The 24,759-nt window shown below is 45.7% G+C and carries 21 protein-coding genes; 18 read left to right on the top strand and 3 right to left on the bottom strand.

What is annotated here, in order from left to right; genetic code table 11:
• The first annotated feature begins 5 nt into the window (after positions 1-5).
• The 13 genes from ACSF8X_RS12160 (at position 6) to ACSF8X_RS12100 (ending at position 10,473) form a co-directional block, all read left to right on the top strand.
• Positions 6-431 (top strand): A24 family peptidase, encoded by a 426-nt coding sequence (locus ACSF8X_RS12160; RefSeq protein ID WP_500850095.1) that lies wholly within the window; start codon positions 6-8, stop codon positions 429-431.
• Between the two features lie 15 nt (positions 432-446).
• Positions 447-1,358: a Flp pilus assembly protein CpaB gene (gene cpaB / locus ACSF8X_RS12155; protein ID WP_500850094.1), complete on the top strand. Its 912-nt coding sequence runs from the start codon at positions 447-449 to the stop codon at positions 1,356-1,358.
• A 2-nt stretch (positions 1,359-1,360) separates the two neighbouring features.
• A complete protein-coding gene (locus ACSF8X_RS12150) occupies positions 1,361-2,704 on the top strand; it encodes a type II and III secretion system protein family protein (RefSeq protein ID WP_500850093.1) in 1,344 nt (447 codons plus the stop codon).
• Positions 2,701-3,216, top strand: coding sequence for a hypothetical protein (locus ACSF8X_RS12145; RefSeq protein ID WP_047877108.1), 516 nt, complete (start codon positions 2,701-2,703; stop codon positions 3,214-3,216). Before ACSF8X_RS12150 ends, ACSF8X_RS12145 begins: the two co-directional genes overlap by 4 nt.
• Positions 3,217-4,458, top strand: coding sequence for a CpaE/TadZ family protein (locus ACSF8X_RS12140; protein WP_500850092.1), 1,242 nt, complete (start codon positions 3,217-3,219; stop codon positions 4,456-4,458). It begins immediately after the preceding gene.
• Positions 4,455-5,726, top strand: a complete 1,272-nt coding sequence (locus ACSF8X_RS12135) for a TadA family conjugal transfer-associated ATPase (protein WP_047877106.1) — start codon at positions 4,455-4,457, stop codon at positions 5,724-5,726. The genes ACSF8X_RS12140 and ACSF8X_RS12135 overlap by 4 nt, the downstream gene beginning before the upstream one ends.
• Positions 5,727-5,740: 14 nt before the next feature.
• Positions 5,741-6,649 carry a type II secretion system F family protein gene (locus ACSF8X_RS12130; RefSeq protein WP_500850091.1) on the top strand — a complete coding sequence of 303 codons (909 nt, stop codon included), beginning with the start codon at positions 5,741-5,743 and terminating at the stop codon, positions 6,647-6,649.
• Positions 6,649-7,497: a type II secretion system F family protein gene (locus ACSF8X_RS12125; RefSeq protein ID WP_500850090.1), complete on the top strand. Its 849-nt coding sequence runs from the start codon at positions 6,649-6,651 to the stop codon at positions 7,495-7,497. Before ACSF8X_RS12130 ends, ACSF8X_RS12125 begins: the two co-directional genes overlap by 1 nt.
• Positions 7,498-7,500: 3 nt before the next feature.
• On the top strand, positions 7,501-8,211 hold the full coding sequence (locus tag ACSF8X_RS12120; RefSeq protein WP_500850089.1) for a tetratricopeptide repeat protein: 711 nt from the start codon (positions 7,501-7,503) through the stop codon (positions 8,209-8,211).
• A gap of 36 nt (positions 8,212-8,247) precedes the next feature.
• On the top strand, positions 8,248-8,748 hold the full coding sequence (locus ACSF8X_RS12115) for a TadE/TadG family type IV pilus assembly protein (protein ID WP_500850088.1): 501 nt from the start codon (positions 8,248-8,250) through the stop codon (positions 8,746-8,748).
• Positions 8,748-9,296, top strand: coding sequence for a tight adherence pilus pseudopilin TadF (tadF, locus tag ACSF8X_RS12110; RefSeq protein ID WP_500850087.1), 549 nt, complete (start codon positions 8,748-8,750; stop codon positions 9,294-9,296). The genes ACSF8X_RS12115 and tadF overlap by 1 nt, the downstream gene beginning before the upstream one ends.
• A gap of 1 nt (position 9,297) precedes the next feature.
• The gene (locus ACSF8X_RS12105; RefSeq protein ID WP_500850086.1) at positions 9,298-9,762 is read left to right on the top strand and encodes a TadE/TadG family type IV pilus assembly protein; all 465 of its coding nucleotides are present in this window, start codon (positions 9,298-9,300) and stop codon (positions 9,760-9,762) included.
• A 63-nt stretch (positions 9,763-9,825) separates the two neighbouring features.
• Positions 9,826-10,473, top strand: a complete 648-nt coding sequence (locus ACSF8X_RS12100; RefSeq protein WP_500850085.1) for an OmpA family protein — start codon at positions 9,826-9,828, stop codon at positions 10,471-10,473.
• 643 nt (positions 10,474-11,116) lie between these two features.
• Here the strand turns inward: ACSF8X_RS12100 and ACSF8X_RS12095 are convergent.
• Entirely contained in the window at positions 11,117-12,283 is a 1,167-nt protein-coding gene (locus ACSF8X_RS12095; RefSeq protein ID WP_500850084.1) for a Card1-like endonuclease domain-containing protein, read from the bottom strand.
• A 570-nt stretch (positions 12,284-12,853) separates the two neighbouring features.
• On the opposite strand from ACSF8X_RS12095, the gene ACSF8X_RS12090 reads away from it, so the two are divergent.
• The 5 genes from ACSF8X_RS12090 to ACSF8X_RS12070 all read left to right on the top strand — a co-directional run bounded on the left by ACSF8X_RS12090 (position 12,854) and on the right by ACSF8X_RS12070 (position 22,494).
• Complete coding sequence (locus tag ACSF8X_RS12090) at positions 12,854-13,465, top strand: DUF1449 domain-containing protein (protein ID WP_500850083.1); 612 nt, start codon at positions 12,854-12,856, stop codon at positions 13,463-13,465.
• Between the two features lie 79 nt (positions 13,466-13,544).
• On the top strand, positions 13,545-15,641 hold the full coding sequence (locus ACSF8X_RS12085; protein WP_047877095.1) for a flotillin family protein: 2,097 nt from the start codon (positions 13,545-13,547) through the stop codon (positions 15,639-15,641).
• 73 nt (positions 15,642-15,714) lie between these two features.
• Entirely contained in the window at positions 15,715-20,697 is a 4,983-nt protein-coding gene (locus ACSF8X_RS12080) for a DNA repair ATPase (protein WP_500850082.1), read from the top strand.
• A complete protein-coding gene (locus ACSF8X_RS12075; protein WP_047877094.1) occupies positions 20,678-21,403 on the top strand; it encodes a phospholipase D-like domain-containing protein in 726 nt (241 codons plus the stop codon). The genes ACSF8X_RS12080 and ACSF8X_RS12075 overlap by 20 nt, the downstream gene beginning before the upstream one ends.
• A gap of 29 nt (positions 21,404-21,432) precedes the next feature.
• A complete protein-coding gene (locus ACSF8X_RS12070) occupies positions 21,433-22,494 on the top strand; it encodes a toxic anion resistance protein (RefSeq protein ID WP_500851187.1) in 1,062 nt (353 codons plus the stop codon).
• 101 nt (positions 22,495-22,595) lie between these two features.
• Here the strand turns inward: ACSF8X_RS12070 and ACSF8X_RS12065 are convergent, their stop codons facing one another.
• On the bottom strand, positions 22,596-23,237 hold the full coding sequence (locus tag ACSF8X_RS12065; RefSeq protein ID WP_047877093.1) for a LysE family translocator: 642 nt from the start codon (positions 23,235-23,237) through the stop codon (positions 22,596-22,598).
• A 264-nt stretch (positions 23,238-23,501) separates the two neighbouring features.
• A complete protein-coding gene (gene mltC / locus ACSF8X_RS12060; RefSeq protein WP_047877498.1) occupies positions 23,502-24,659 on the bottom strand; it encodes a membrane-bound lytic murein transglycosylase MltC in 1,158 nt (385 codons plus the stop codon).
• Between the last annotated feature and the right edge of the window lie 100 nt (positions 24,660-24,759).

The raw sequence follows: 24,759 nt of genomic DNA, 5'->3' as shown, positions 1-24,759 counted from the left end.
CTCAAATGTTATTAATATTAACCTGTTGTCTTGTTTATATTTGCTATTGCGATGTGACTGTTAGACGTATCCCTAATAGATGGCTACTTGTTCTATTAGGGAATACGCTAATCATTAATATTGTAATGGGCATATATAGCGGTTGGCTAACAGCCTTGGTTGTGTTTGGTATGACTGCGATCTTGGTTGAGGTTAATGTATTTGGTGCAGGGGATAGTAAATTGGCAACGGTATTGGCCTTGGCATTACCGTTGTCAAGTCTACCATTTGCGCTTTGGTTAACAGTAATGGTTGGGGGGGGGCTCGCTGTTTTTTATTGGCTGAAATACCGTTTGATAAAAAGAAAATTGAAAGGGATGGATCCTGGCTTGCCTTATGGTTTAGCAATAGCAATTGGATTTTATATCCCGATTATTGTTCAACTTCTGTAGGGTTAAGGGGCGGTTATGAATGGAAAAAAAGTATTCGTGATAGCCTTGATGGCAGTAATTTCAGGCGTATATGGAGTGATTGATATTTTACGCCCAGCTGTCTCAGAATCGACGGCTAACTTACCGCAAGCCCCAGCTCTGCAATATGTCACACTTTGGCGTTCAAATACTAATTTGGCCAAAGGGATGGCGATAACACCTGCACAGGTTGTTCGTGAACAAGTCGAGTTGCAGGAGGCTGCTGCTCTGGGTTTTAAGAGTGATGTTAAACTCGATTTTTCTCCTACTGTATTGCTTAATAGCCCAATTAAGAAAGGAGAATGGATATGGGAAGAATACCAGACCAAGCCTGGAGAGCCCGGTTATATTGATTTGATGATTACAGAAGGAATGACGTTATTTCCTCTGCAAGTCAGCGCCAAAAATTTAATCACTAACTTTATTCATCCTGGTGATTATGTCGATATTCTTTCTATTAGCTCACCAAAGATAAATCTCGCAACAGTCAAAGAAGTATTACCGTATTTTGCTGGTACAGAAGCAACAATTTTTCTTCATCATGTCAAAGTGATGAGTATTGCATCAGGGAGCAAGCAGATATTTTCAAAAAATGACATAGGTGAAAATGTCAATGCACAACATGCTGTTAATAATGAACAAAAAATGACAGTTGTACTTGAAGTGAAGCCTTCTGATATAGCCCGTTTATCATTGGCACAACGGGCTATGCATATTGAAATGTATCGTAGCTATGAGTACCAGTCACCTCTTCATGCGGATCTACGCAGTATTATTAATAATTATACTGATGTTGAAGAGTTGCGAGGCAGTAGCAAAGTATCATCGAATTTAGCGGATGAAAGTCATGATGGCGATGATGGCATTCTTAGTATCGAAAAACTTTTGGGATACAAAGAGGAACGCTAACAATGATAAAGGAATATTTGAAAATAATAGTGGTTCTCATAAGTGGTTATTTCGCTGCTTATTGTCAGGCAGGAGATACCTATATAACGTTGAATGATGCGCGCCATTTTAATTTCCCTGCGCCAATCAGTACGGTGTTTATTAGTACGCCGGATATTGCTGACTACCAGGTGATAGATGATCAAACGTTGGTCGTCTTTGCCAAAGAAGTGGGTCAAGCTCGTTTGATCGTTTATGGGTTAGATAATCAGGTTCTATTGTCTCAGCGGATATTGGTTGATATCGATCTCAGCCAAATTCGCCGCCAGGTGAAACTACATTTCCCCCAACTTGATATCAAATTGGAATCAGTCGGCGAGCAGGTCTCGGTCAGTGGTCAGGTGGAGTCAGAACAACAACGTGATGATGTCTATCGCCTGGTTGCCACCTTGCTTAACCGTGAAACAGTAGCTCGATATCAAGAAATAGATAAATTTACCTTTCCTGATAGTGACTTAGAAGAACCTGAAGGTTTGATTTTTGCACGAAATAATCGCTGGAAGGGTATTGTTGAAAACATTGAGGTGCTGTCTGTCCAGCAAGTGAATGTGAAGATTTCTGTTGCACAAGTAACGGAATCTTTTGCCAATACCATAGGTGTTGATTGGGGAACCGTCGGTGTTGGTATTGGTCAGTTTGCTTTTGCCGAATTGAAAGCCGCTGATTTAACAACCTTAATTACCGCATTGGGTGATGAGACCATGGCGGAAGTGTTAGCTGAACCCAATTTAACGGTGTTATCCGGAGAGTCTGCTAGTTTCTTGGTTGGGGGGGAGGTACCCGTTATTGTTTCAACTAATAATAATGTGAATATTTCCTTCAAAGAATTCGGGATCAAACTAGATCTAACGGCGAAAGTCATGAGCAATGAAAAAGTACGTATGCTTATTGCGCCGGAAGTGAGTGAGGTTGAGCAATATATCAAATCCGCCGGATTAGAAGTGCCACAGTTTGCGTCACGAAAAGCGATGACAACCGTTGAGCTAGCAGATGGGCAGAGCTTTATTCTCGCTGGGTTGATGAACAATCATGACTTTGAACAATTGCAGAAAATCCCATTATTGGGTGATGTTCCTGTACTGGGGGCTTTATTTAGAAAATCGGTGACAGAACGGAAAAAATCTGAACTGGTGATTGTTGCTACGGTGAATTTGGTGCGTCCAACCTCACCTCAAGAGGTGCAACTTCCCTACATCAATAAAACGGCGACACTTGAACGTTGGTTCAATATTAATCGGGATAAGACCACGGATGCAGAGCAGGCTTTGGGGATTGATTTATTGTCTCAGGGAGGGTTCATGCAATGAAAGAATGGATGCATGGCAGCGTTATTAACGCGTGTGTAGTGAGTGTATTACTTTGGGGTAATGGCTGCGCGCAAGATGTTAGCACTCCCAAGGGGGCAGAAGCCTTACTGTACACCGTCTCTCATTCCTACCAATTTACGCTGACACCTAATTCAAAGCCCGCAGAGGATGAGATTGAGCGTATTGTCAGGGAGGCGAGGCAGCTAGATTTTGATGCAAGTATTACTATCCGTTACCGCTCCCAGCAAGGGCAAGCTTTTGTGAAGCGGCAGCTGGCTACGTGGAAGTGGTGGGGGCTTTCTCCCCAACAGTATCGGGCGGAGTATCAGTCCTCATTGCCGAGCGACGTGATGCTGGATATCGAATTGACCCGCTTCATGACCGAAACGTGTTACCCCAGAGAGATTGAGCAACCTGCCCATCGTATAGGGTGTTTTGTTGACACCCTACGAATGAAACAAGTGGCCCGGCCTGCGCACTATCCGGGCAACAATAAATGGGGAGAGCATTAAATGTTTGACCTAGCAAAAGCGGTGAATTCGCCATCGGCCGCTGAACCGGCCTACGCGATCAATAAAGGGCCAGCAAGCTGTACGCTGATTTATCAGTCAGAGGATTTTCGTACGCTTATTGAAGAAGTGTTCCTTTTCGAAGGGTGGCCAGAGCCGACCATCATAAAAGAGTCGATATACTCCAACCAGATAGATCATGCTGATCTGAATAATATCGTCTTGTTAGAGCTGAATCATTCTGATGATGTGGTTGAGGATGCGAGGTATTTTGCCAGCCAGATCCCGCCTCACAAAGGCGTGATAGTGATAGCGAAGGAAGATGCGATATCCACCTTGCGTACGCTTAAAGAGATGGGGTTTTACTATTTATTTTGGCCGACTGAAAAACAGGATTTGGCTGAATTTATCCTTCATGTGAATAAAAACGTCAGTGATATATCCGGGTTGTATAAAAGCCGCAAAGCAAAACGTGTTGCTGTCGTCGGCTCTAAGGGGGGGATTGGAACAACCTTCATCGCTTGTGAGTTGGCGTTTATTCTTTCAAACCAAGGTGCCGACACCATATTGGTTGATCACCAATATCGAGGCAGCAATATCGATGTGATGCTGGGTATGGAGACATTACAGCGTTACAACATAAGTGAAATGGCAACACCTTTGCTTGAATTGGATGATGAGAGTGCAAGCCTATATCTGCAGCCAGTGAAGAGCCACTTGCGTCTCCTCGCGATGGAAAGCCAGCAGGCCGATACGGATGTATTGGAAGTATGTCAGTATTTATGCCAAATGTTGGATCGGCAGACCAACTTTATCGTTGAGGATTATTCCGCCAGTATCAGTTTCTGGGTCGATGCTATGCAGCTGTTGGAGCATAGCGATGTCGTAATTCTGGTTATTGAACCCTCGATCTCTTCGGTCAGAAATGCTCGTTATCTCATTGAATCACTTCAGAATATGTCAATGGCAGGAGGGCGTAAAATTCGCATTATCCCTATTGTTAATCGCCACCGTGCAGTGGACTCCTATGAATTGGATCACAAGGAAGTTGAGCATTATTTGGAAACGAAGGTGCCTATATCGTTAGCATTTAGCAAACAGGTCTCACATTGGATTATAGAGGGAAGGCGTGTTAGCCAATGTGATAAATCCATGGGACGGGCATTTAATGATTTAGTTTTACTCATTAATGGTAAAGCCAAAGCGAAGACAACGAATTGGCTGAAGAGGTTGATGATGCGATGAGTGCTAAAAAATCAATATATATGGATTTTCGTCAGCACATCTTCGAAGCGCTGGACGTAGAAGCTATCCAGGAAATGAACCGTGAGGAATTGCAGGAACAAATATCCAATGCGGTTGATATTCTTGCTCGTAGCCGGACCCAGCCAATGACGAAGATGATACGTGAGGGACTGGTGAAAGGCCTGTTGGATGAGTTGCTCGGCTTAGGTCCTTTACAGCCATTAATCGATGACCCGACGATCACCGATATCATGGTCAATGGTCCTGAACATATCTTCTTTGAACGCAATGGTAAGTTGCAACGCTCCGAGATCTCGTTCGTTAGTGAGTACCAATTATTGGAAGTCGCCAAACGGATTGCTTCGCGGGTGGGCCGCAGGGTGGATGAGTTGTCTCCGATGGTGGATGCCCGCCTTGAAGATGGGAGTCGGGTTAATATTGTCATTCCGCCTATTTCTCTTGATGGCACCACGATTTCTATTCGCAAATTCCGTTCACAAAAGATGGGGTTAGAGGAATGGGTCGGCTTAGGCTCGATGTCAGTAGACATGGCGAGAGTGCTGATGATAGCTGCTCGTTGCCGACTTAATATCCTCATTTCCGGAGGGACAGGGTCAGGTAAAACGACGCTGTTAAACGCTTTGTCTCAGTATATTGAGGATGATGAGCGAGTGATCACCATTGAAGATGCTGCGGAGTTGCGCTTATTGCAACCGCATGTGGTGCGACTAGAAACGCGCCACGCAAGTATCGAGCAGACCGGGGAGGTTACTCCAAGGGATTTGGTGATTAACGCATTACGTATGCGTCCGGATCGTATCATTGTTGGTGAGTGCCGTGGCGCTGAAGCCTTTGAGATGCTGCAGGCCATGAATACAGGGCATGATGGGTCGATGTCGACGCTGCATGCTAATTCTCCACGAGATGCGATTTCGCGTGTTGAGTCGATGGTGATGATGGCAAACTTGAATCAGCCGATTGATGCCATACGCCGAACTATTGTGAGTGCAGTGAATATCATTATTCAGGTGAGCCGGATGCGTGATGGAACGCGGAAGATCACCCATATCTCTGAAATTATAGGTTTGGAAGGGGATCAGGTTGTTATGGAAGAGCTATTCCATTATCAACAGAGAGAATCAGAAATGGCAGGTAATCCGTTGCAAGGCCAATTTGTCACACAGGGTATCATGCAGCGTTCTGTTATTGTTCAAAAGGCGCAATTTTGTGGTTTATACGGTGAATTGATGGCGGCATTTCAGCACTAAGGCAGGAGCCAACTATGTGGATTGCATTATCATTTTTCCTGTTTTGTCTTGCGTTATTTTTTCTGGACGAGAAAGCGGAAGACAACAAGCGTGCATATTTTCAGCAGATGAGCATTGTTGAATTAAAAAACATGCGTCAAGCCGTTAATGTAAAAGCCTTTCAGCAGCCTACGTTGTGGCAAAGGGTGCAAAATCAGGTAAGGCCAGTATTGGCAATGTTAGGGGAGAGAGCAAAATGGGTTGTTTTTTCATATGTGACTGCCGTATTGCTAGTTGTATGGTACGTAAATTATACGCTATTGGATATTGACTCACAGTGGGTGAGTATTCTGGTGCCATGTATATTCTATTGGTTAGGCTGGTGTTGGCTGGTAAACAAACGTAGAAGTGATTTTGAACAGACATTTCCTGATGTTTTGAATATTATGATGAGTGCGATTACAGCGGGTGATAGCCTCATGCAGGCGATTTGCTATGTCGGCGATAATGTCGAAAATCGTATTGGTAAAGAATTCAAAACGATGGGAGAAAGATTTAAACTCGGTGAGAGTCCAGACATTATATTTGAACGTGCGTGTAAAAACTATCCTTATCCCGCCTTTTTATTTTTTGTTGTAACGATACGAGCCAATATCAGCCGAGGTGGCTCATTAAAAAATGTATTAGCACGTTTAATACGCGTATTGATCGATGCCAGAAAACTGGAAAAAAAGAAGATGGCAATCACATCGGAATCTCGAATTTCTGCAAAGATAGTTGCAGCAATACCATTGATATTTTTGATCATTATTAATGAAATTAAACCACAAAATGTGGATTTCATTCTTAATCATCAAGATGGTAGATTCATTCTCTATTATGCGTTGGGGAGTGAATGTTTGGGGTTTATTATTATTTGGCTGATAATGAGAGGGGTTCGCTAATGTTGGCATTATTATCTCTTTTATTATGTTGTGTTTTACTGTCTGCGTTAATTATGATCCATTATAATTATAAGCGCAGAGAAAAAACTGTTGCCAATTTACTCAATAAGAAATACAGCACACAATTTGATAAGATAAACAAAATGTTAATGGGGTTTGGAAGGCGTTATCATAAAGACCTTAAAGATAAAATGCTAGATGCAGGTATATACAATACACAATTAGTACGTTTTTATTTCCCATTTAAAGTTGGTGTTGTATGTATATGTTGGTTGATGATTGTATTTAGTGACTACGTCATGATGACTAAAATGATAGTAGCACTCTGTATATTGATTGCCGTTATTATTATTCCAGATATGTACCTAACAGCAAGGAAAAGGGCGTTGGTAAAGAAAACGTCTCGTCAGTTACCATACATGTTGGACATGATGGCAGTGTGTGTGCAAACCGGTATGACATTAGAGGCTGCATTAGGTTTTCTGGGTGAGGAGCTAGAGGCATTTGACCGAGATTTATGCTTTCATATCAGAAAAACATCTGATTCAGCCAAAGTTCATGGATTAGAAAAAGCATTAAATGATTTTAGCCACCGGCTTCCGACTCCCGAAGTGCGTAGCTTTGCGCTAACCCTTATACAGAATCTGCAGCATGGTACATCAATAGCAATGATATTAGGCGATCTTGCAGAAGATATGCGGAAAATGCAATTGCTGACATTAGAAGAAAAGATGGGAAAACTTTCGGCTAAAATCAGTATACCACTTATCTTGCTGATTATGTTTCCAATTGTGATCATTATATTAGCTCCGGAAGTGATGCAATTATCTCTTGGTATAGGACAATGAAAAATGAAAAAACAAATTTTAATTATGTTGTTCGTTTTTTTGTCTGGATGTAGTCAATCGGGAGTGAGTGACAATCAGTTATTCTTAGAAAAAATGGAAAAGGCCGGGAATGTGACGGGTATGATAGCCTCTTATAAAGAGCAGTTGCAATCTCAACCGGATAATTATCATTTATTGAAAATGTTGGCAGAACTCTATTATAAATCAGACGACCTCGAATCTTCGATGTTTTATGCCAATCATTATGACAGTATTGTAAGTGAAGATAAAGATATCCTGTATTTGAAAGGGAGAATTCATGATGACTTAGGTGATTATTCGATGTCTATTAGGTTTTTTGAGCAAGCAGAGGCATTGGGAGAGGGAACACCCGAATTCTATATTCGCTATGGTATAGTTTTAAGTAAATTTGGTAAGTATTCCGAAGCAGAGAAGCAATTTAATATTGCTAGATTACGAGGGGATGATGACATTACAATAAAGAATAATCTTGCTGTACTGTATTTGATGCAAGCGAAATACCAGGATGCTATTGAGATATTGTTACCATTGCTGTCTCAAGCTAGAGACAATAACAAAGTGAAAATTAATTTGTCTATTGCTTTGATTAAGCAAGGACAAGACAAGCAAGCATACGATATATTGAAGCCATTATATAGTGACGAGCAATTACGAGTACTATTTCGTATGATTAAAGAGATGAAAAATGTGTGATCAAATAATGTCATTTTAATAATGAGGTTAGTCGTTATGGTTAAGGAAGTCGCGAAGAAACGGGCACTACAGAAGGGAGTGATTGCCATAGAGGTTTCTTTGTGTTTTCTTATCCTTGTTTTTACAACTTTTTTTATCTTTGAAGTATGCTATCAAATTTTTCTTACAACACTAACCGAACATGCATTACGTGAAACGGTCAGGGAAGCAAAACAGAAGATATTAGAGCCAATACAAAAAGGAGAACCATATAATGAAAATAATCTCTTTCATGATAGCATCAACAAAGTCTTTTTAGATGAAAGTAGGCTTTGGCACTTCATGATTGATAAAAATAATTATGACATCCAGATTGACTATTTTTATTCGTATCCAGATTTTATTAATGATTACCAATCTCAAAACCCAAGTTCTCCTTTAGCTGAGGTAACATTAACGTATCAATATCAACCCATGTTATCGCTATCAGAAAGTTCACCATCCTCCATTATGCGTACAGTGGTTGTGAATTTAGCCGACAGTGGAAGGGGGAAGTGATGAATCGTCATAACTATCGAGCACGAGGATCTTTTGTCATCGAGTTTGTTTTTGTCTTGATAGCTCTGTGCTCGATATGCTTTTTTGCTACCGATTTGAGTCAACGGCTCTTACTACGCTCGCAGTTAGATAGTGCGGCTTTTTCTTTAGTCAATATATTAAAAGAACGGACGCGTTATTATTCGGTTGTTTCAGGTAATACTCAATTTGTTCGTTACATATTGAATAACAATGATTTGAAAGAAATGCAGTTATTAGCATCACGAGTACTGCATGTTCCCGAGCAAAACGTTGCATTAAGCCTTGAATCCAACGTTGATAATGATATTCAGCAGCTAAGTAATGATGTTTTTGATCGTTGGGGGTGTCAGCCAGCAATCTTGATCAATGAACATGATGCATTAAGACCTCGAAAAGATGATGGCTCTTACTTTCCGCTTTATCAGCTAACTTTGTGTGTGCGTCATGATGGGTGGTACCTGCCTTTTGTCAGTGGCCAAAAGGATTCGAAGATTATTACCTCAAGTGCGGTTAGTGCAGGATGGTGAAATGAAAATATACATTCATAAACAGAGGATTAGCCGAGCATTAAGGTGTTATCAACGGGGTATTGCGGTTATATGGTTAATCTTGTTGTTAGTACCCATTATGGGATTTGTGATTTTAGCGGTGGAGGGCACAAGGTATATTCATGAAAAAAGTCGTATTGAAGATGCTACGGAAATGGCAGCATTTGCGCTGATTCTTGAAGATAACGTGCAATCTGCTCCGAAGATGGCTCAGGAATATATTCGAGCTTATGTACGTGATATTGATGATCTGAAGGTGGTGATAGAGCGTGATGTGTTGCCGGCTAATCCTGGATTGCAAGCATCTTCAAGGGTGCGATACACAGTGACAGCACAAACGATGCACCAGTCGTGGTTTCATAGTGACATCATTCCATCTTTTCCGGAAAAACAAACCGTGAAAGGGTCTTCACAAGCCATAAAGAGCGTATCCATAACCAAATAGGAATGAATAAGATAGGTATGAGGGTACGAAACTGTAAAACTTAATAATAGGGATGACAGTACGATGAAGACATTAATATTGATATTGACAACTTGCTTTGCTCTCTATGCTTTTGCTGAAGAGAGCATGGAACAAACGTTGGTTGAATACTGCAACACATCTACTTATTCCGTTCAGCACGAAGTAATAATTGATGATGTGGTGGGATTAGGTCATCATCGCAATGGTTTTTTGTTAGTAAGCCAAGAATCTGATGATCCTGATATTGCTGTATACTTATTATCTTTATCTGAAGAGCTTGGATTACCGAATAAATGCCTTGAATATCTTAATGGCAAACAGCTTTTGACTATTGATCAGGATGGAATTCCTGCATCACTATTGGCTCGTATATATTTTGATTTTGATAGGGTAAGCTTAACTCCGGCTTCAGAAACTATTCTTTCTCGAGTCGCTGAAAGGTTACGACAGTCCCCGAGGATTATTTCGCTAGATGGACATACCGATAGCGTGGGATCATTACAGTATAACTATGCGCTAGGTTTAAGGCGAGCGAACAGTGCTGCGATCTATTTGAAGAAAGCGGGCGTTGATGGGCCGCAGTTACATATTGAAAGCTATGGCGAGACTCATCCCATTGCGACTAACTCTAGTGAGCAAGGACGGCAGTTAAATCGGCGTGTTGATGTTTCATTTGGGAACGATAAGTAGCAATAAGGGTATAAGAATACGCTAATGTGCGAGATAAACATATGCGACAAGGCCGGAGAGGAATGGCATTAAGTATATGCCTAAAAAACCGAGGTACATAATAATGCCATCGCTGCCTCTGGTTTTTATCAAGTAGTGTGGCAAAATTATTGGCCATACAAAAAACATAAAAGCACCAAAATTGAATGGAGGCCCATAATTCTTTATAGCGGCCTCTTTTTTCGCCCATATCGCGATACTGATAGCGAATATAAATCCCCAGAGGCTATCAGATGTATCTGATACGACTTCGCCATTGGTATTCAATATCACTTGGACTATGGTGTAATTTATAGATAGGAATAACAGAAATATAATCATCCTTGTTGTCATTACATATTCCAAAGAGAGGGGGGAATTAGATCATCTTACATGTAGTGGTAATGAGTGTCATATGTATGGTAGCGAGATATGGTGAAAATGCGACGGATAAATAATGACAATGTAACGGTCAGCGAAGGTTAACAGGGTAAAGGGCAATAGTTGATAAATCTATTATTTTCTTAGTATATAGATGAGAGTGGAAATGTGGTGTAAGAAGGTCTTTGGAATAATAAACAGGAGCCATAAAGCGGCTCCTGTTTCTAGATGGTTAGTTTATTGTCTATGCAATATTATGACTTTGGCCGCCGGCACCAATAAACCAATCGTGTAGGTAGGATTGCAGCTCCCCAAGTTGATCTGGGCCGATGATGGCGAGTCCAAGATCTTGTGCCCGCATCAGGTCGTGATGGCGTAGAGGGCGGAAACTAACGAGCATAGCACGTGCCTGCAGTCCGCCCAGAAGGTCTCGCAGAGATTCGAGCTTGTACAGAGTGTCATCGCCATCGTCTCTCATACCTTTGGTTTTGCATTCAATGATATGGAGCTTGTTGTTTACCACCGTTGCCACATCAAGCTCGTTGCGCACCTCACGGTCACCAATTTTGCGGTAGACCTGAACGCCTAGAGAGTGGTCCTGAATTGTCGGTAGGTCATTTTGAATAGCTCGAACCGTACTGTGGACAAGGTTTTCCAACCATTCACCATTGGCAAAACGGCGGGCTTCTTCATGTTTGAAGGTAAGCACCCCGTTGTTGTAGGTGGCTAGGCCAGTCTCCTCGAGATCATTGATTAGCATCGCAAGCTCTTTGTAGCCTTGCTGCTTGTCACTTAGTTCGACATCGAGTTTTTGTTCTTTGCGGCAGGTTGTAGCAAGGTAGTTGAGCGTCGCAAGGCCAGGGCCAAGTTCAAGCGCAGAGCTTGCCCAGCGTTGGCCTAGTTCCCAAAGCTGTTCGTTGAGTGATTCAGGGACTTCTGATTCCGGGAACTCGCAGCGCGCACCGAAGATGGTGAGATAGTCAGTCAGTTGGATGCGGTCTTCAACCTGTTGTTGTTTGCGGTCAGCCGGGTAAAGCCAGCACATCTCGTCGCTAAACGGCTCAATGACGTAAATCGGCCAGTGGTAGGTTCGGAAAATTTCGTAGGCAGAGAGCAGACGGTGGCGAAGGCCACAGCTGGCATTGAACCACACGTCACCTTCTTGCTGCTTAAGGTGTTCAGCTAGCGCCATGACTTTGCTACGAATACAGCTGATATTGATTGAATCCGGAATAACGAAGAACTCTGCGTCAATATCGCGGGGGGTCAGAATGGATGCCAGTCGATCGTATTGCTCGCGCTGTGATTCTGTACCTAGAAAAATCATCTTGTCCGCAGGGATACCATGGTCAAGAAGCGGGGTGATCAGTCTTACTGGGTCCTGATCGATGATGCCAACATGAGTAATCATAATTATCCTTAGCGTGTGTGTGACTCGTGCCAGCTCATTAAAAGTGTATTCAAAAGTCGGGCCCGGGCAACAACGTCTTTGTGTACACGCTGTCAGTTGTCTTTATAACTATATATGGACAGTGAAATTGTAATTCAAGGTTCCGATTACAGTTATCACTGATAACGGTTGGACTTCAGTATGCTGTACACATGCTTAATCCATTTTTTGAAGCAACTTGGATATATAACACTAATCTGCCCGTGTGAATGTCTGTGTTCTGTCATACTTTGTCAGCATAACAAGACAAATGTTCCCCTCGAGAGGGTTAAGCATGTATCAGGTGGTTCAAAAAACAACACTAGTGGCTTGTTTTGAGTAATTATGCGTCGCTTGCATTGTTTTCAATGAAATCAACTCAATATCAAAGGAGCTTCAGTGAAAGAGTATAGGTTTATTTTGTTTATCCATAGCATTATGGGTGTGATGTGAACCGCAATTGTTCAATTGTTTTATTTTAGGCGTTATGTTACAAAAGGAATCATATTAATATGGCTTAACATCAAGCTGTAAATATAATCAAGGATGTCAATGTTGATTGATTTTTTTGCGGTATTGACCGGATTTCCGGTTATTGTTTTTTTTGCTCCGTTTTGTATATTTTCTCTATTGATGATCATCGATTTAATGTTTGATCTTTCTGATGGAAGTTTAGGAGATACGGATGCTGTTGATGTCGATGCAGGTTGGGCGACAAGGTTGTTTCTGCCCCCGATTGTCTCTCAGGTTCCTATCTTTATTGCACTGACTATTACCACGTTTTTTGCCACAATAATTGCCTATTATCTGGAAATATACCTATTTAGCATTCTTCCTGAAAGTTTTTCCTATCTTGTGACGATTCCTTCTCTTTTTGTCGTTTTCTATAGTGCTTTATATATAGCGGCATTGACATTGAAGCCACTCGCCGTCGTTTTCGATACCAATAAAGCCTTTGTGACGATTAACTATGAAGGAATGCGAGCTACAGTCAGGAGCAGTAAGGTTTCTTCAGAGAAAGGGGAAGTCGTTTTATATCAAGGCGCGAGTGAAATACAACTGGATGTATATAGTTGTGGGGATGAAGATATTAATTATGGCGATGAGGTAATTATTGTAGCCAAACATCCCGATGAAAATAAGTTTCTTGTTGCCAAGTTATAAAAAATACGCATTGTTTATCAGATTTTGCAGAGTGGCTATCAACGTCACTTCTGCTATTTAAACGTTAAGGAGTTATGTAATGGCTATATCACCAAGCATGATATTTATTCTTGCGGGTGTCGGAATTTCGTTGATTATTTTGTTGTTCCTGACATCTCGGTATAAAAAAGTAAGAAATGAAGGTGAGGCGCTGATTGTTAATGGCGTTGACCGAACCCGTGCTTCCTTAACCGGTACGTTTGTATGGCCGATTGTTAACCGCGCCGAATACATGGATATCACCCGTAAAAAGATTTCAGTTATTCGCAGTGGCCGCAAGGATCAGGAGGGTGAAGAGTACGAGGGCCTGCACTGCAAGGATAATATCCGAGCTGACCTCAAGGTTGATTTCTATATCGGGGTGAACCATGAAGAAGACGATATTGTCAGGGTTGCAAAGTTATTCACAACGTTAGGGGCTTCGGATCAGGAGCGCCTTCGTGAACACTTCCAGCCAAAATTTTCAGAAGCATTGAAGACGGCTGTAAAGCAATTTGATTTTGAAGAGTTGCTGACTAATCGCCGTGCTTTCCGTGATGCTGTCGTTGATGTTATTGGCAGCGAGATGGATGGCTTCAAGATCTACGATGTGGTTATCGATAAAGTTGATCAAACACAGCTTGATGCCCACGATCCGAACAACATCCTCGACGTTGAGGGGATCCGTAAAATTTCCTCAATTACTTCGCTGAAAAATACCGAGACTAATGCAATCCGCCAGGATGAGCAGACGTCTATCAAGAAGAAAAATGTCGAAGCTGAAGCCAACCGCCTGCAGCTAGAGAAGCAAGAGCAGGAAAGTATCGCGCGTACTGAGCGTGAAGTCTCTATCATCAAGGCACAAGAGCATGCCCTGTCTGAAGAGAAGCGCCATGAGTATGAGCGAGTGGCTCGTCTGGCTGAGTTGGAGACAGAAGAAGAGGTTCGTAAGAAGCAAGAAAGCGTCAATATGGAAGTTGAGCTGATCCGAATTGCCAACCAGCGCCAGATTGCAATTCAGGATGAAGAGCTTACACGCAGTATCGAGATTGAGAAAGTACGTACGGCTTCTGAAGTTGCCCAGCGTGATATGGCAAAAGAAACCACGATTGAAGATTCTCGTAAATCGTTGGCTGAAAGCCGCTCTCAGCGGGTGGAAATTGAGCGTAAGATTGCGCGCGAAGAAGAAGAAACCGAGAACCTGCGTACGGCCGAGCAAGTAAACCGTGCCAAGAAAGTTCGGATGATCGAGGCCGAGGCAGATGCGGAAGCCAAGCAGCTTGAATTGATTGTTGCGGCCAAGGCTGAGAAAGAAGCAGCCAAAGAGCGTGCCGAGAGAATGCTGATTGAGAATGAAGCGCAGATGAAGGTGCGTACTCGAGATGCAGAGAACGAGCTTGCGGTGAAGAGCCGTTTGGCCGAAGCAGAATATGCGCAGAAATCCAAGGAAGCTGAGGCGGAATTTTTCCGTCTTGAGCGTGAGGCGGCAGCGAAAGAGCGGATGGCTCAGGCTGAGAAAGAGCACATCAGTGCAACTGGCTTGGCTCAAATAGAGGTGGACCGCGAGCAGACTCAAGTGATTCGCGAGCGTGGTGAGGCCGAAGCCTTCACGTTGCAGGCTGCCGGTGAAGCTGAAGCCAATGCAATGCGTGCCAAGGGGCTGGCGGAAGCTGAAGCACAAACAGCACGCTTTGAAGCTGCCCGTCAGTACGATGACCAAACACGAGAGCACGATAAGTGGGTTATGCAGCTTCAGCAGCAGAAAGAGCTGGAGATTGCCCGTATTGACGCCCAGCGTACAGTGAATAGCGAAAGTGCCAAGGCGTTGGCCCAGGCACTGGCGGCTGCGGATATCAAACTATTTGGTGGTGAGGGTATGGAGCAGTTGCGCCGTACTGTTCTGAATACCGAGATGCTGGATAGCCGCTTTACTGATTCGGAGATCCTAGCACCACTGGTCAATGAGTACCGCAATGGTAGTCGCAGCCTGCCACAGGATATCAAGGATATTTTAGAGAAAACGGATCTTAAATCAGGGGACGTTAGCAATATTGCACTGGCCAACTTGCTGAATTCAGCGGCGGGATCTGGCAATGATGTGCTTTCCAAACTGAAACGGACACTGTCTGGTGATGATAGCGAAACACTGGATAGTTGATGGGTAGGTAAACCATTAAGCACCCCTGTGTCATTGCATTGGCACGGGGGTGTTTGATTGAGGAGGGCATAGAATGACAGAGATTACAGAAAATACGGTCGACAAAGCAGTCAGCGAGGGTGGAGCCTATGAGGTTCTCAAGTCTCGGCTTTACCAGCAGGGTGAAGCCCTGAGAGGACTGGCAGATACTTTTAACCAGTCACGCAAGGAGACATTCGGCGGCAGTGAGTTTACCCTGATTGGCAAAGCGAATGTCCAGACAGATACTCGGTGCATGCCTGTTGATATGGCCCAGGTCAACGGCCAGCTGCTGTTTGGCTATCAGGTCTATATCGGATTAAAGAGCCAGCCGTCGCTTGATGATGTGTTTGGCTTGTACAGCCTGTCAGAAAATGACGGGACTTATCGCATGGATCCAGTGGGCTTGGAAGGTTCGTTCCTTAATGACCCCCAGTTCGTGCATGAATTCAATGAGCTGTTTACATATTATAAAGATGCGCGTCTCTCGCAGATTTCCCGACGCGAAAGCATGCTTTATATCGCTTTTCAGATCGGCATGCGTGCCGAGGACCGAAAGGTATTCCGGTTTGATATTGGCAAGACCTCCGTTCGCTATCTCGACGCCCTGGGTAATCAGGATCTCATCGGTGCCGTCCAGCATGACTTTGAGTGGGTGTCGACCACGCGCGCCGACCATGTTATTGGTACCCATTCACACGTCTCGGTGAAAGATCGCCTGTTTGTTGAATGTATCGGCGGTGATCTCACGATCAAGGTCGAAAACAATACTGATGAAGGACTGGGTATTTACCGGGAGTTAGTCGATGACCCCTACCAGACCATTATTGACGCTGAGATTGCCTATGCCGATCTTGGGGATTTAATTGTGCTGAAGGTACTGCCGAATCGCGAGAAGCAGTATCGTTATTTTATCTATAACTCACTGAATGATCAGGTTGTTCGTGCTGATGCTATTGGTCATTGTGCCAAGCTGTTGCCTGAAGAGCACGGTATCTTATACTCGCATGGTTATGTGTTGGCTCATGGAGAGGACAAACAATTTGATGAGCCTTGGCAGGGGCTGCGTTTTTTCAAACAGGTATCATCGCCAAACGGTGAAGACCAGCTTTATTTCTTTTTTGATGTCGATAAAGGCTCCTATGTCATCTACACCTATAACTTGATCGACAAGGCCTTTTCTGCCCCAATTCATAGCCATGGCTATAGCCTGTATCCTGATGGCCGAATGCTGATGTTCCGGGTGTCGGAAAATGCCGAAGCAGCAACAATCCATCCTCTACGCATTTGGCAGACCCCGTTTACCGATGCGGAGCATTATGCCCGGCAAGACAGGCCCGGAGCAGATTCATTTCTTTCTAATTTAGGCAATACCGAGCTGGTCAGGGCGTTGTCGGCCTTGCTGTCTATTTGCCAGTTGTCTCGTACCGAAGAAGTAAGTCAAGCGATCTACGAGTCCTTGCTGAAAACATGCCAGACCACGCTTGATCATTATGATTGGCTGATGCATCCATCGGCATTGAAGATGGGGGCTGCCGTCAATCAGTTGATGGAAACGGCCAACCTGATCATCGATGAGTTTGCTAAGGTTCGCCAGCTTCAACTGCATGCAGAAAGTGCGTTAGAGCAGCAGCAGAGTGTTGTTCAGGCGGTGGTAAGCGAGCTGAAACTCGCATCGAAGGATGATGCGACCGTATTGCTGTCGTTACTGGCCAAGGTGAAGGCTGAGATCGGTAATGTGATGGCGCTTCGTCAGTACCGTTACATGGAAGAGGCTGCGGTCGATACGCTTCAGCAATCACTCGATGAGCAGCGGGTTGAGCTTAACAGAGTATTGCTTAATTTATTGCAGAACGAAAAGGCTTATTTGCCTTACAAGCAAGATATCGCGGCCATCGAAGAGCAGTTAGGCTCGATAGAGAAAACGACCGATTTGGCGTTGTTGCAGAACAAAGCTGAGTCGGTGCGTACAGCGATTGCGCTGGTTACTGAAGAAGTGGCGGATATCGAGACAGACGATCCGACGATGTCGACACGTATTCTCGACCTGACAACTGAGGTTACCGCCAAGCTCAATGCATTGTCGGCAAGGCTGCGGCAGCAGTTCCAGTCCCTGCGTGGGGGCGAGGCAAAGGCCGAGTTCAGCGCCCAGTTCAAGTTGTTGGCACAGTCGGTTAACAGTGCGATGGAGCAGGCCACAACCCCCGAACAGTGCGATGAGCAGCTGGCCAAGCTGATTGGGCAGTTGGAGAAGTTGGAATCCAGGTTTGCCGATTACGACGAGTTCCTTGCTGAGATCTATGCCAAGCGGGAAGAAATACAGTCGACCCTTGAAGGTCACAAGCAGCAATTGGTCACCGCCCAGCAGCGCCGGATCCAGAATCTGTACCAAGCGGCCGATGTGACATTCAAGAGTATCGAAAAGCGGGTGGCCCGGTTTGAGAATGTCGCTGAGCTTAACAGCTATTTTGCTACCGACAACATGGTGCACAAACTTAAAAAGCTGTCGGGTACGATTCGTGAGCTGGGGGATAGCGTCAAGGCTGATGCCCTAGACGGTCGGATCAAAGCTGCTCAGGATCAGGCATTGCGCGCATTGCGTGATAATCAGGATATTTTTGAGCAGGGCGGCAAAGTACTGCGTCTTGGCAAGCACCGTTTCAGCGTCAACCAGCAGCCGTTGGAGGTCAGTCTGGTTGAACACGCCAGCCAGCTGAGTTTGCACATTGGCGGGACGGACTTTTACGAGCCAGTAACAGATGATGAATTTCTGGCTTTGCAAAGTGCCTCCCGGCTTGATGTCGCCTCGGAAACAGACACCCTATACCGCGCTGAATACTTGGCCTTCAGCCTATTGCATGCCGCTGAGCAGCAGCGGGAGGGGATCACGCTGGCAGCACTTGTTGACGCGAGTCAAAAGGGAACCTTGCTCAAGTTGGTTCAGGACTACGCCGCCCCGAAATACCGCGAGGGCTATGTAAAAGGGGTTCATGACCATGATGCCGAGCGGTTATTGAGGGCACTCTTACCGTGTTTCGAACAGGCTGGGTTGTTGCGTTATTCGCAGGCAGTACGGGCCAGTGTGTGGTTATGGTTGATAGTTCAGCCGCAAGATACATTGGAACAATGGCGCAAACAGGCTCGTAATGCATTGCTTATGTTGCAGCATTTGGCTTCGCAGGTTGCTTTTGATGCCCTAAAGCAGCAGCTTGCTCTGCAAATAGAGAGTGTGAGCCTTGAAGGTTGCGAGAGCTTGCTGGGCGGTGATGAAGCTGCCGATGTTTGTGCCGAATATGCGATTCATTTGCTCGGACAGGAACGTTTGCAGGCAGAAACCAGCCGAGATGCCGTTGAATTATGTGACAGTTACCTGAGCTTCCGGCGCAGCTTGGGCTGGCAGCCGGAAGGGGAGGAGTGGCGAGCCCAATTCACGGATCATCTGCTCTGGCTGGGGGCATATACGGCCAAGCAGGGAGAGGGGCAGCCATTTGTGATCGAGGCGGCGGCTTTGGCGACAATGCGGGATAACGGCATGTTATTGCTCAATCCGGTGGATTTTTCTCTGCAGTTAACGGTTAATGGCTTGTTGGGGGAGCACCCGCTTGTTGAGCAGGGCAGCCTGACGCTGACGCTAGATACCTTCTTGCTGCGAGGGTATCACCATAATAACCATACCTTGCCAAATTATGAGGCGTACATTACTCAGCGTGCGTCCTTGCTGGAGCAGGCCAAGCAAACGTTGCGCTTGGGTGATTTCAAGGCTAGGCCATTAACATCATTTGTGCGGAACAAGCTGATCTCCGAGAGCTACTTGCCGTTAATCGGTGATAACTTGGCGAAGCAAATGGGCGCGATGGGGGATGCCAAGCGTACCGACTTGATGGGGATGCTATTGCTGATATCACCTCCGGGTTACGGTAAAACGACGTTGATCGAATACGTTGCCCATAAACTCGGCTTGGTCTTTATGAAGATCAATGGGCCGTCGATTGGTCATGAGGTGACCTCGCTTGATCCGGCAGATGCGCCGGACCAGAATGCTGCCCGCGAAGTAGAGAAGATCAACCAGGCCTTTGAGATGGGCAACAACGTGTTGCTTTACCTTGATGATATCCAGCATACCCATCCGGAGTTCTTGCAGAAGTTCATATCACTCTGTGACGGTACCCGTCGCGTTGAGGGTAGCTGGAAAGGCAAGAGCAAGACCTACGATATGCGGGGCAAGAAGTTTGCCATCGTGATGGCGGGTAACCCGTATACCGAGTCGGGCGAAGTGTTCAAGATCCCGGATATGTTGGCCAACCGTGCGGATATCTACAACTTGGGCGATATGCTGTCGGACCAGCGAGAGGCCTTCGAATTGTCATTTATTGAGAACTCGTTGACGTCTAATCCGGTACTGGCTCCTCTGGCAACCCGTGACCTCGGTGATTTGTACAAGTTGATTGCTATGGCTCGCGGCGAAGAGATTGCGCTCAGTGATTTGACCCACCCTTATTCGGCCACTGAAGCGGGGGAGATCACCGCAACCCTCGATAAGTTGATGAAGGTCCAACAGACAGTGCTCAGGGTCAACCAGCAATATATTGCCTCGGCAGCGATGGCCGACGAATACCGGGTTGAGCCGCCGTTCAAGCTGCAAGGTTCTTACCGGAACATGAATAAGCTCTGTGAGAAGATCTCGCCGGTAATGACTGACGATGAGCTCCAGACCTTGTTAGTTGACCATTACCAAGGGGAGGCCCAGACCTTGACGGCCGGTACCGAGGAGAACCTGCTCAAACTGTCACAGCTGCGCAATGCGATGGATAGCGATCAGCAAGCGAGGTGGCATGAAATTACCGAGGGCTACCGCCGTCGCCAGCAACTGGGCGATGGGGAAGACCGGGCTGGACAGGTTGTCCAGCAGATGCTGGTACTGAACCAGAGCGTCGCGTCGGTAGCAAAGAGCTTAACCCAGGGACACCGGTATGCGATCTCTAACGAAGGGCATACAGAGCTAGACAAGGAGAGTAATAATGGCAAAAAGGGATATTGAAACGTTGCTGGTACGCAGTTTTGACGATGCCAAACTTGATAACCACGAGCGTCGCGATTTGGCCGACGCTCTCGAAGAGGCGGATCTCAAGGCTGATGGTATTTCTTACCTGCGCAACCGGGCCTTTTCGCTGGTACAGCAGAGTATCCGTGATGGGGATGACGGGCAGAAAGGACTCAAGTGGCTTGAGCAGGTCATGAAGCAGTTAGACAAGGCGCGAGGAGGGAATGAGGTTGTGGTTGCCGAGTCATGGTTTTCGCCGGGTAACTGCTGTATTGATGGAATTCGTAATCAGTTGAAATTTGCCCGTAATAGCGTGGATATCTGCGTGTTTACTATTGCCGATGACAACTTGACTGACGCTATTCTTGCCGCCCATCATCGCGGGGTTAAAGTCAGGATTATTACCGATAACGATAAGGTGAATGACTCGGGGAGTGATATTGATTATCTGGCTCGTCACGGTGTGATGGTGAAGGTTGATGAAACGCAGTATCACATGCACCACAAGTTTGCGATTTTTGACAATTCTCGATTGATAAACGGTAGTTTCAACTGGACCCGTAGTGCATCTAAATTCAATTCTGAAGATTTGACCATGACTAATGACAGCCGCCACTTGGCGGCGTTTACCCAGCATTTTGACCAACTTTGGCGGGATTTCCCGCTTTATGGTCGAGAGTCAGCTTTGGGAGAGACGTTATGAAACAGGATGTCAGCATACCAGAAAGACAAATGTCGGAAGAACTGAACGTCGCCAGCCGTCTTAGCGAGAGCGAGCAGGCGCAGGCAAAGCAGATTGCTGAGGCGTTCAATCCGTTTGATACCGTGTCGACGTTGGTTTTCGGCAAGGAGGCACTGCAGGGCATTACCGATTTTTCGGATCGGGTACTCGCCGGTGTTAGGGCGAAAGACACAGGGGAGGCCGGGGATATACTCCACGCGATGGTCTCTAATATGAGCAGCGCCAGCTTTGATGAGCTGGGTAAATCGAGCTTTTTATCGCGGCTTCCGTTGATCGGTGAGCTGTTTCAGTCCTTTGGAAAATTTGTCAAAGGGTTTGATTCAGTCAAAAGCCATCTAGATGAGCTGGCGAGCAGGCTTGAAGCCCAAGAGGTAAAACTTGCCATAGATATCCATCAGCTTGATGGGCTGTATGAGGAAAACCTGACGTTGCTGCAACAGCTGGATATCTATATTTATGCGGGGCAGTTGCGGCTGGCGGTGCTGAAGGATCAGGAGCTGGTGGCGTTGAGATTGAAGGCAGAGCAAAGCGATGATCCGCTTGATAGCCAGGCTTACCGCGATGCGGTGCAGGTAATGGGGCGCTTGGAAAAGCGGGTGCATAATTTGGCTTTGGCTAGAATGGCGGCAATTCAGGCCGCTCCGCAGATCCGGTTGTCGCAAGAAGGCAACAAGATGTTGATGGAGGACATTCAAGATATTGTGCACAACACTTTGCCGCTATGGAAACGCCAGTTCCTGATTGCGATTTCCAATTACGAGAAAGAAAAGGCATTGAAAGTCACGCGCGCGGTGAAGGACTACACCAACAAGCAGTATGTGCAAAATGCCGAGAAGCTCAAGGCATTGGAAGAGCAGATCGCCGAAAACTATCAACGGGGTATTCTGGATGTTGAGTCTCTTCAGACAGTGAACCAGCTAACGATTGAGACGCTCAACAATACGCTCAAGCATGTTAAGGAAGGTCGCCTTAAGCGCCAGCAGGCTGACAAAGCACTGGCACAGGCCGAGCAGGAGCTCAAGCTTGCGTTGCAGGACACATTTGATAGTTAGCTGTGATATTCGTGCTGCTGTGCGTGCAAAAAAAGGCACTGGTTGGCGATATAGAGGACAATAACGAAAAGGCCGCAGAGAACTGCGGCCTTTTTTATCTGTTAGTTTACGCTGGGTACTTGCGAGGCCAATAGCCAGATAGCCAGTAGGAAAAACACCAAGCCCATGAATTTGTGCTGGTTGGTACGGAACTTTTCGTTCTTCAGTAGCGATTGCCCCAGACTGCCGACAGTTGTGACTAGAAATAGGTTGAACAGAAGCCCGAGTACGTTCAATAGCAGGCCAAGTACCAGCATTTGCTCGCCAGAAGTGGCTTGTATCTGGGTAGAGACAAATTGTGGCAGGAACAGAACAAAGAAGATCAGAGCCTTGGGATTGAGCAAGTTACTGATTACGGCACGGCGGTAGAGTGTTGCGGCAAGGCTGTTGCTCTGCTCGACTTCTGGCGCATCGGAAGGTTTGGTGCGCATGCAGTCCCAGCCCATTTTCAGCAAATAGGCACCGCCCATAATACGGAGTACCTCAAGTGCGATTGGATTCATTGCAATCAGTGCAGATACACCCATAGCTGCGAGCATTGTCAGGATCAGGCCAGATGTAGCGTTGCCGAGACTAGCAAAAACCCCTACTTTTTTTCCATAGCTTAAGCTAGAACTGGCAATCAGCAACATGTCTGGACCAGGGATCAACAACAGGGCCAGTACGGCAGTAAGGTAAACAGGCAATATGGATAGATCAATCATGATGTTTGGCTATTGAATTCGGGTGGAAATGTCTATAGAGGGGCGGATTCTAGCGGTTCTTGTTGGTAAGTTGAACTTAAATTTGTGCTTGTGGCGATAACTTACGCCAAGTTGTGGGTGATTTATGGCGTAATGTTTCTGTTTAAAGGGGATTGTTGAATTAATGTAGCAGCTGCTTCTTGTAGGAGAAGAGCTGCTAAAGATGACGCGGCTGGCAAAGGTGGTGTTCAGATCCCACCTTTGCCAGGCTACAACCTGAAATGGCTATAGTTTGCCGTTGTTGAAGTCCTTTTGGAAATAAAGCACTTTTTGCAGGTAGCGTCGGGCTTCTGCTTTCGGGTGTTTAGTGGTCAGAGCATCGTAGACCTGAGTCGGCTTCAGACTGTTCAGTTTTGTCATGGCGCGTTTGCGATCAGAGTCAAAGGTGCTTAATACGCCCCCCGTACCACCGTTGTAGGCCGACACCATACTGAAATGCAAGGATGTTGGATTCTTAACTTCCCGCAGGTAGCGGTTTTTCAAAATATAGAAATAGGCCGCACCGGTATCGATATTGTTTGCCGGATCAAATAGGTAGTCTTTTGTCGGAATTCCCGGTTTGTTTTTAACGAGCTTAAAGACATCGGCCCCTGCGGTTTTTGGGATCACCTGCATCAAGCCGTAGGCGCCGGCATGGCTGACAGCATAAGGGTTGAAGCTACTTTCGGTCTTGATTATCGAGTAGAGTAAATCTTCTGGTAGATCGTAGCGTTTTGCCGCGTCACGGATTAAGTGGGCATACTGGTATTCACGCTGGCTAAGGTGATCCTTTGCCATGTTGATTTCAACATAGTAGGCCGTTCCACGTTTGAGTGCTTTTTTCTGAAGCTTGTTCTCAATCAGGTACTCGGCATAGCGGTTGGCACGCCATTGCCACTCTATTGGTTTGCCATCTTGATCTAAAACCTGGCCAAGTAGGAAGGGTTTTCCATTCAGTACCGCTTCTTTGTCACTGAAGAGCTCTGCATGCTGTGGATCGGCAGGCATTAGCAAGGTTTGTACGATACCGTGCTGGAGTTTTTCCATCGGCAGGTTACGAGCAATGGTGGAAACATAAATCTTGCCGGTATCGAAGTCGATATGGGCGCGAGTTTTATAGCCATCAAGGTATTTTACGTAACGGTGCTTGCCGGCCTCGAGGTATTCGTCATCCCCCCATTGTTTTTTAACGTGCTGGGCGAGAAGGACAAACAGCTTGTTGAGGTTTTCGTTCTGGGTGTTAGATGAGCCAGTGGACGGTGGTGGGATAACCACTGCTGGTGGCAAAGTAACCACAGGCGGGCGGTTAACCGTGCTGCAATCGCATGGCGGCGGCGGTGGCGGCGGAGCGATGGAACATGCCGTTAGCAACAAGCTGACGAACAAAAGCGGTATAGTTTTCATAATGAACCAGAAAGTGCTGCGTGAGTAAACCATGAATGGGTGCGGTTTTGCTGATAGCACTGATAATAAGAGATGCGTTTAAGCGTTAGAAACCAATGTT

Source organism: Photobacterium panuliri, assembly GCF_059920555.1.
The sequence above is the reverse complement of the archived record's forward strand: the minus strand, read 5'-3'. Positions and strand labels throughout refer to the sequence as shown.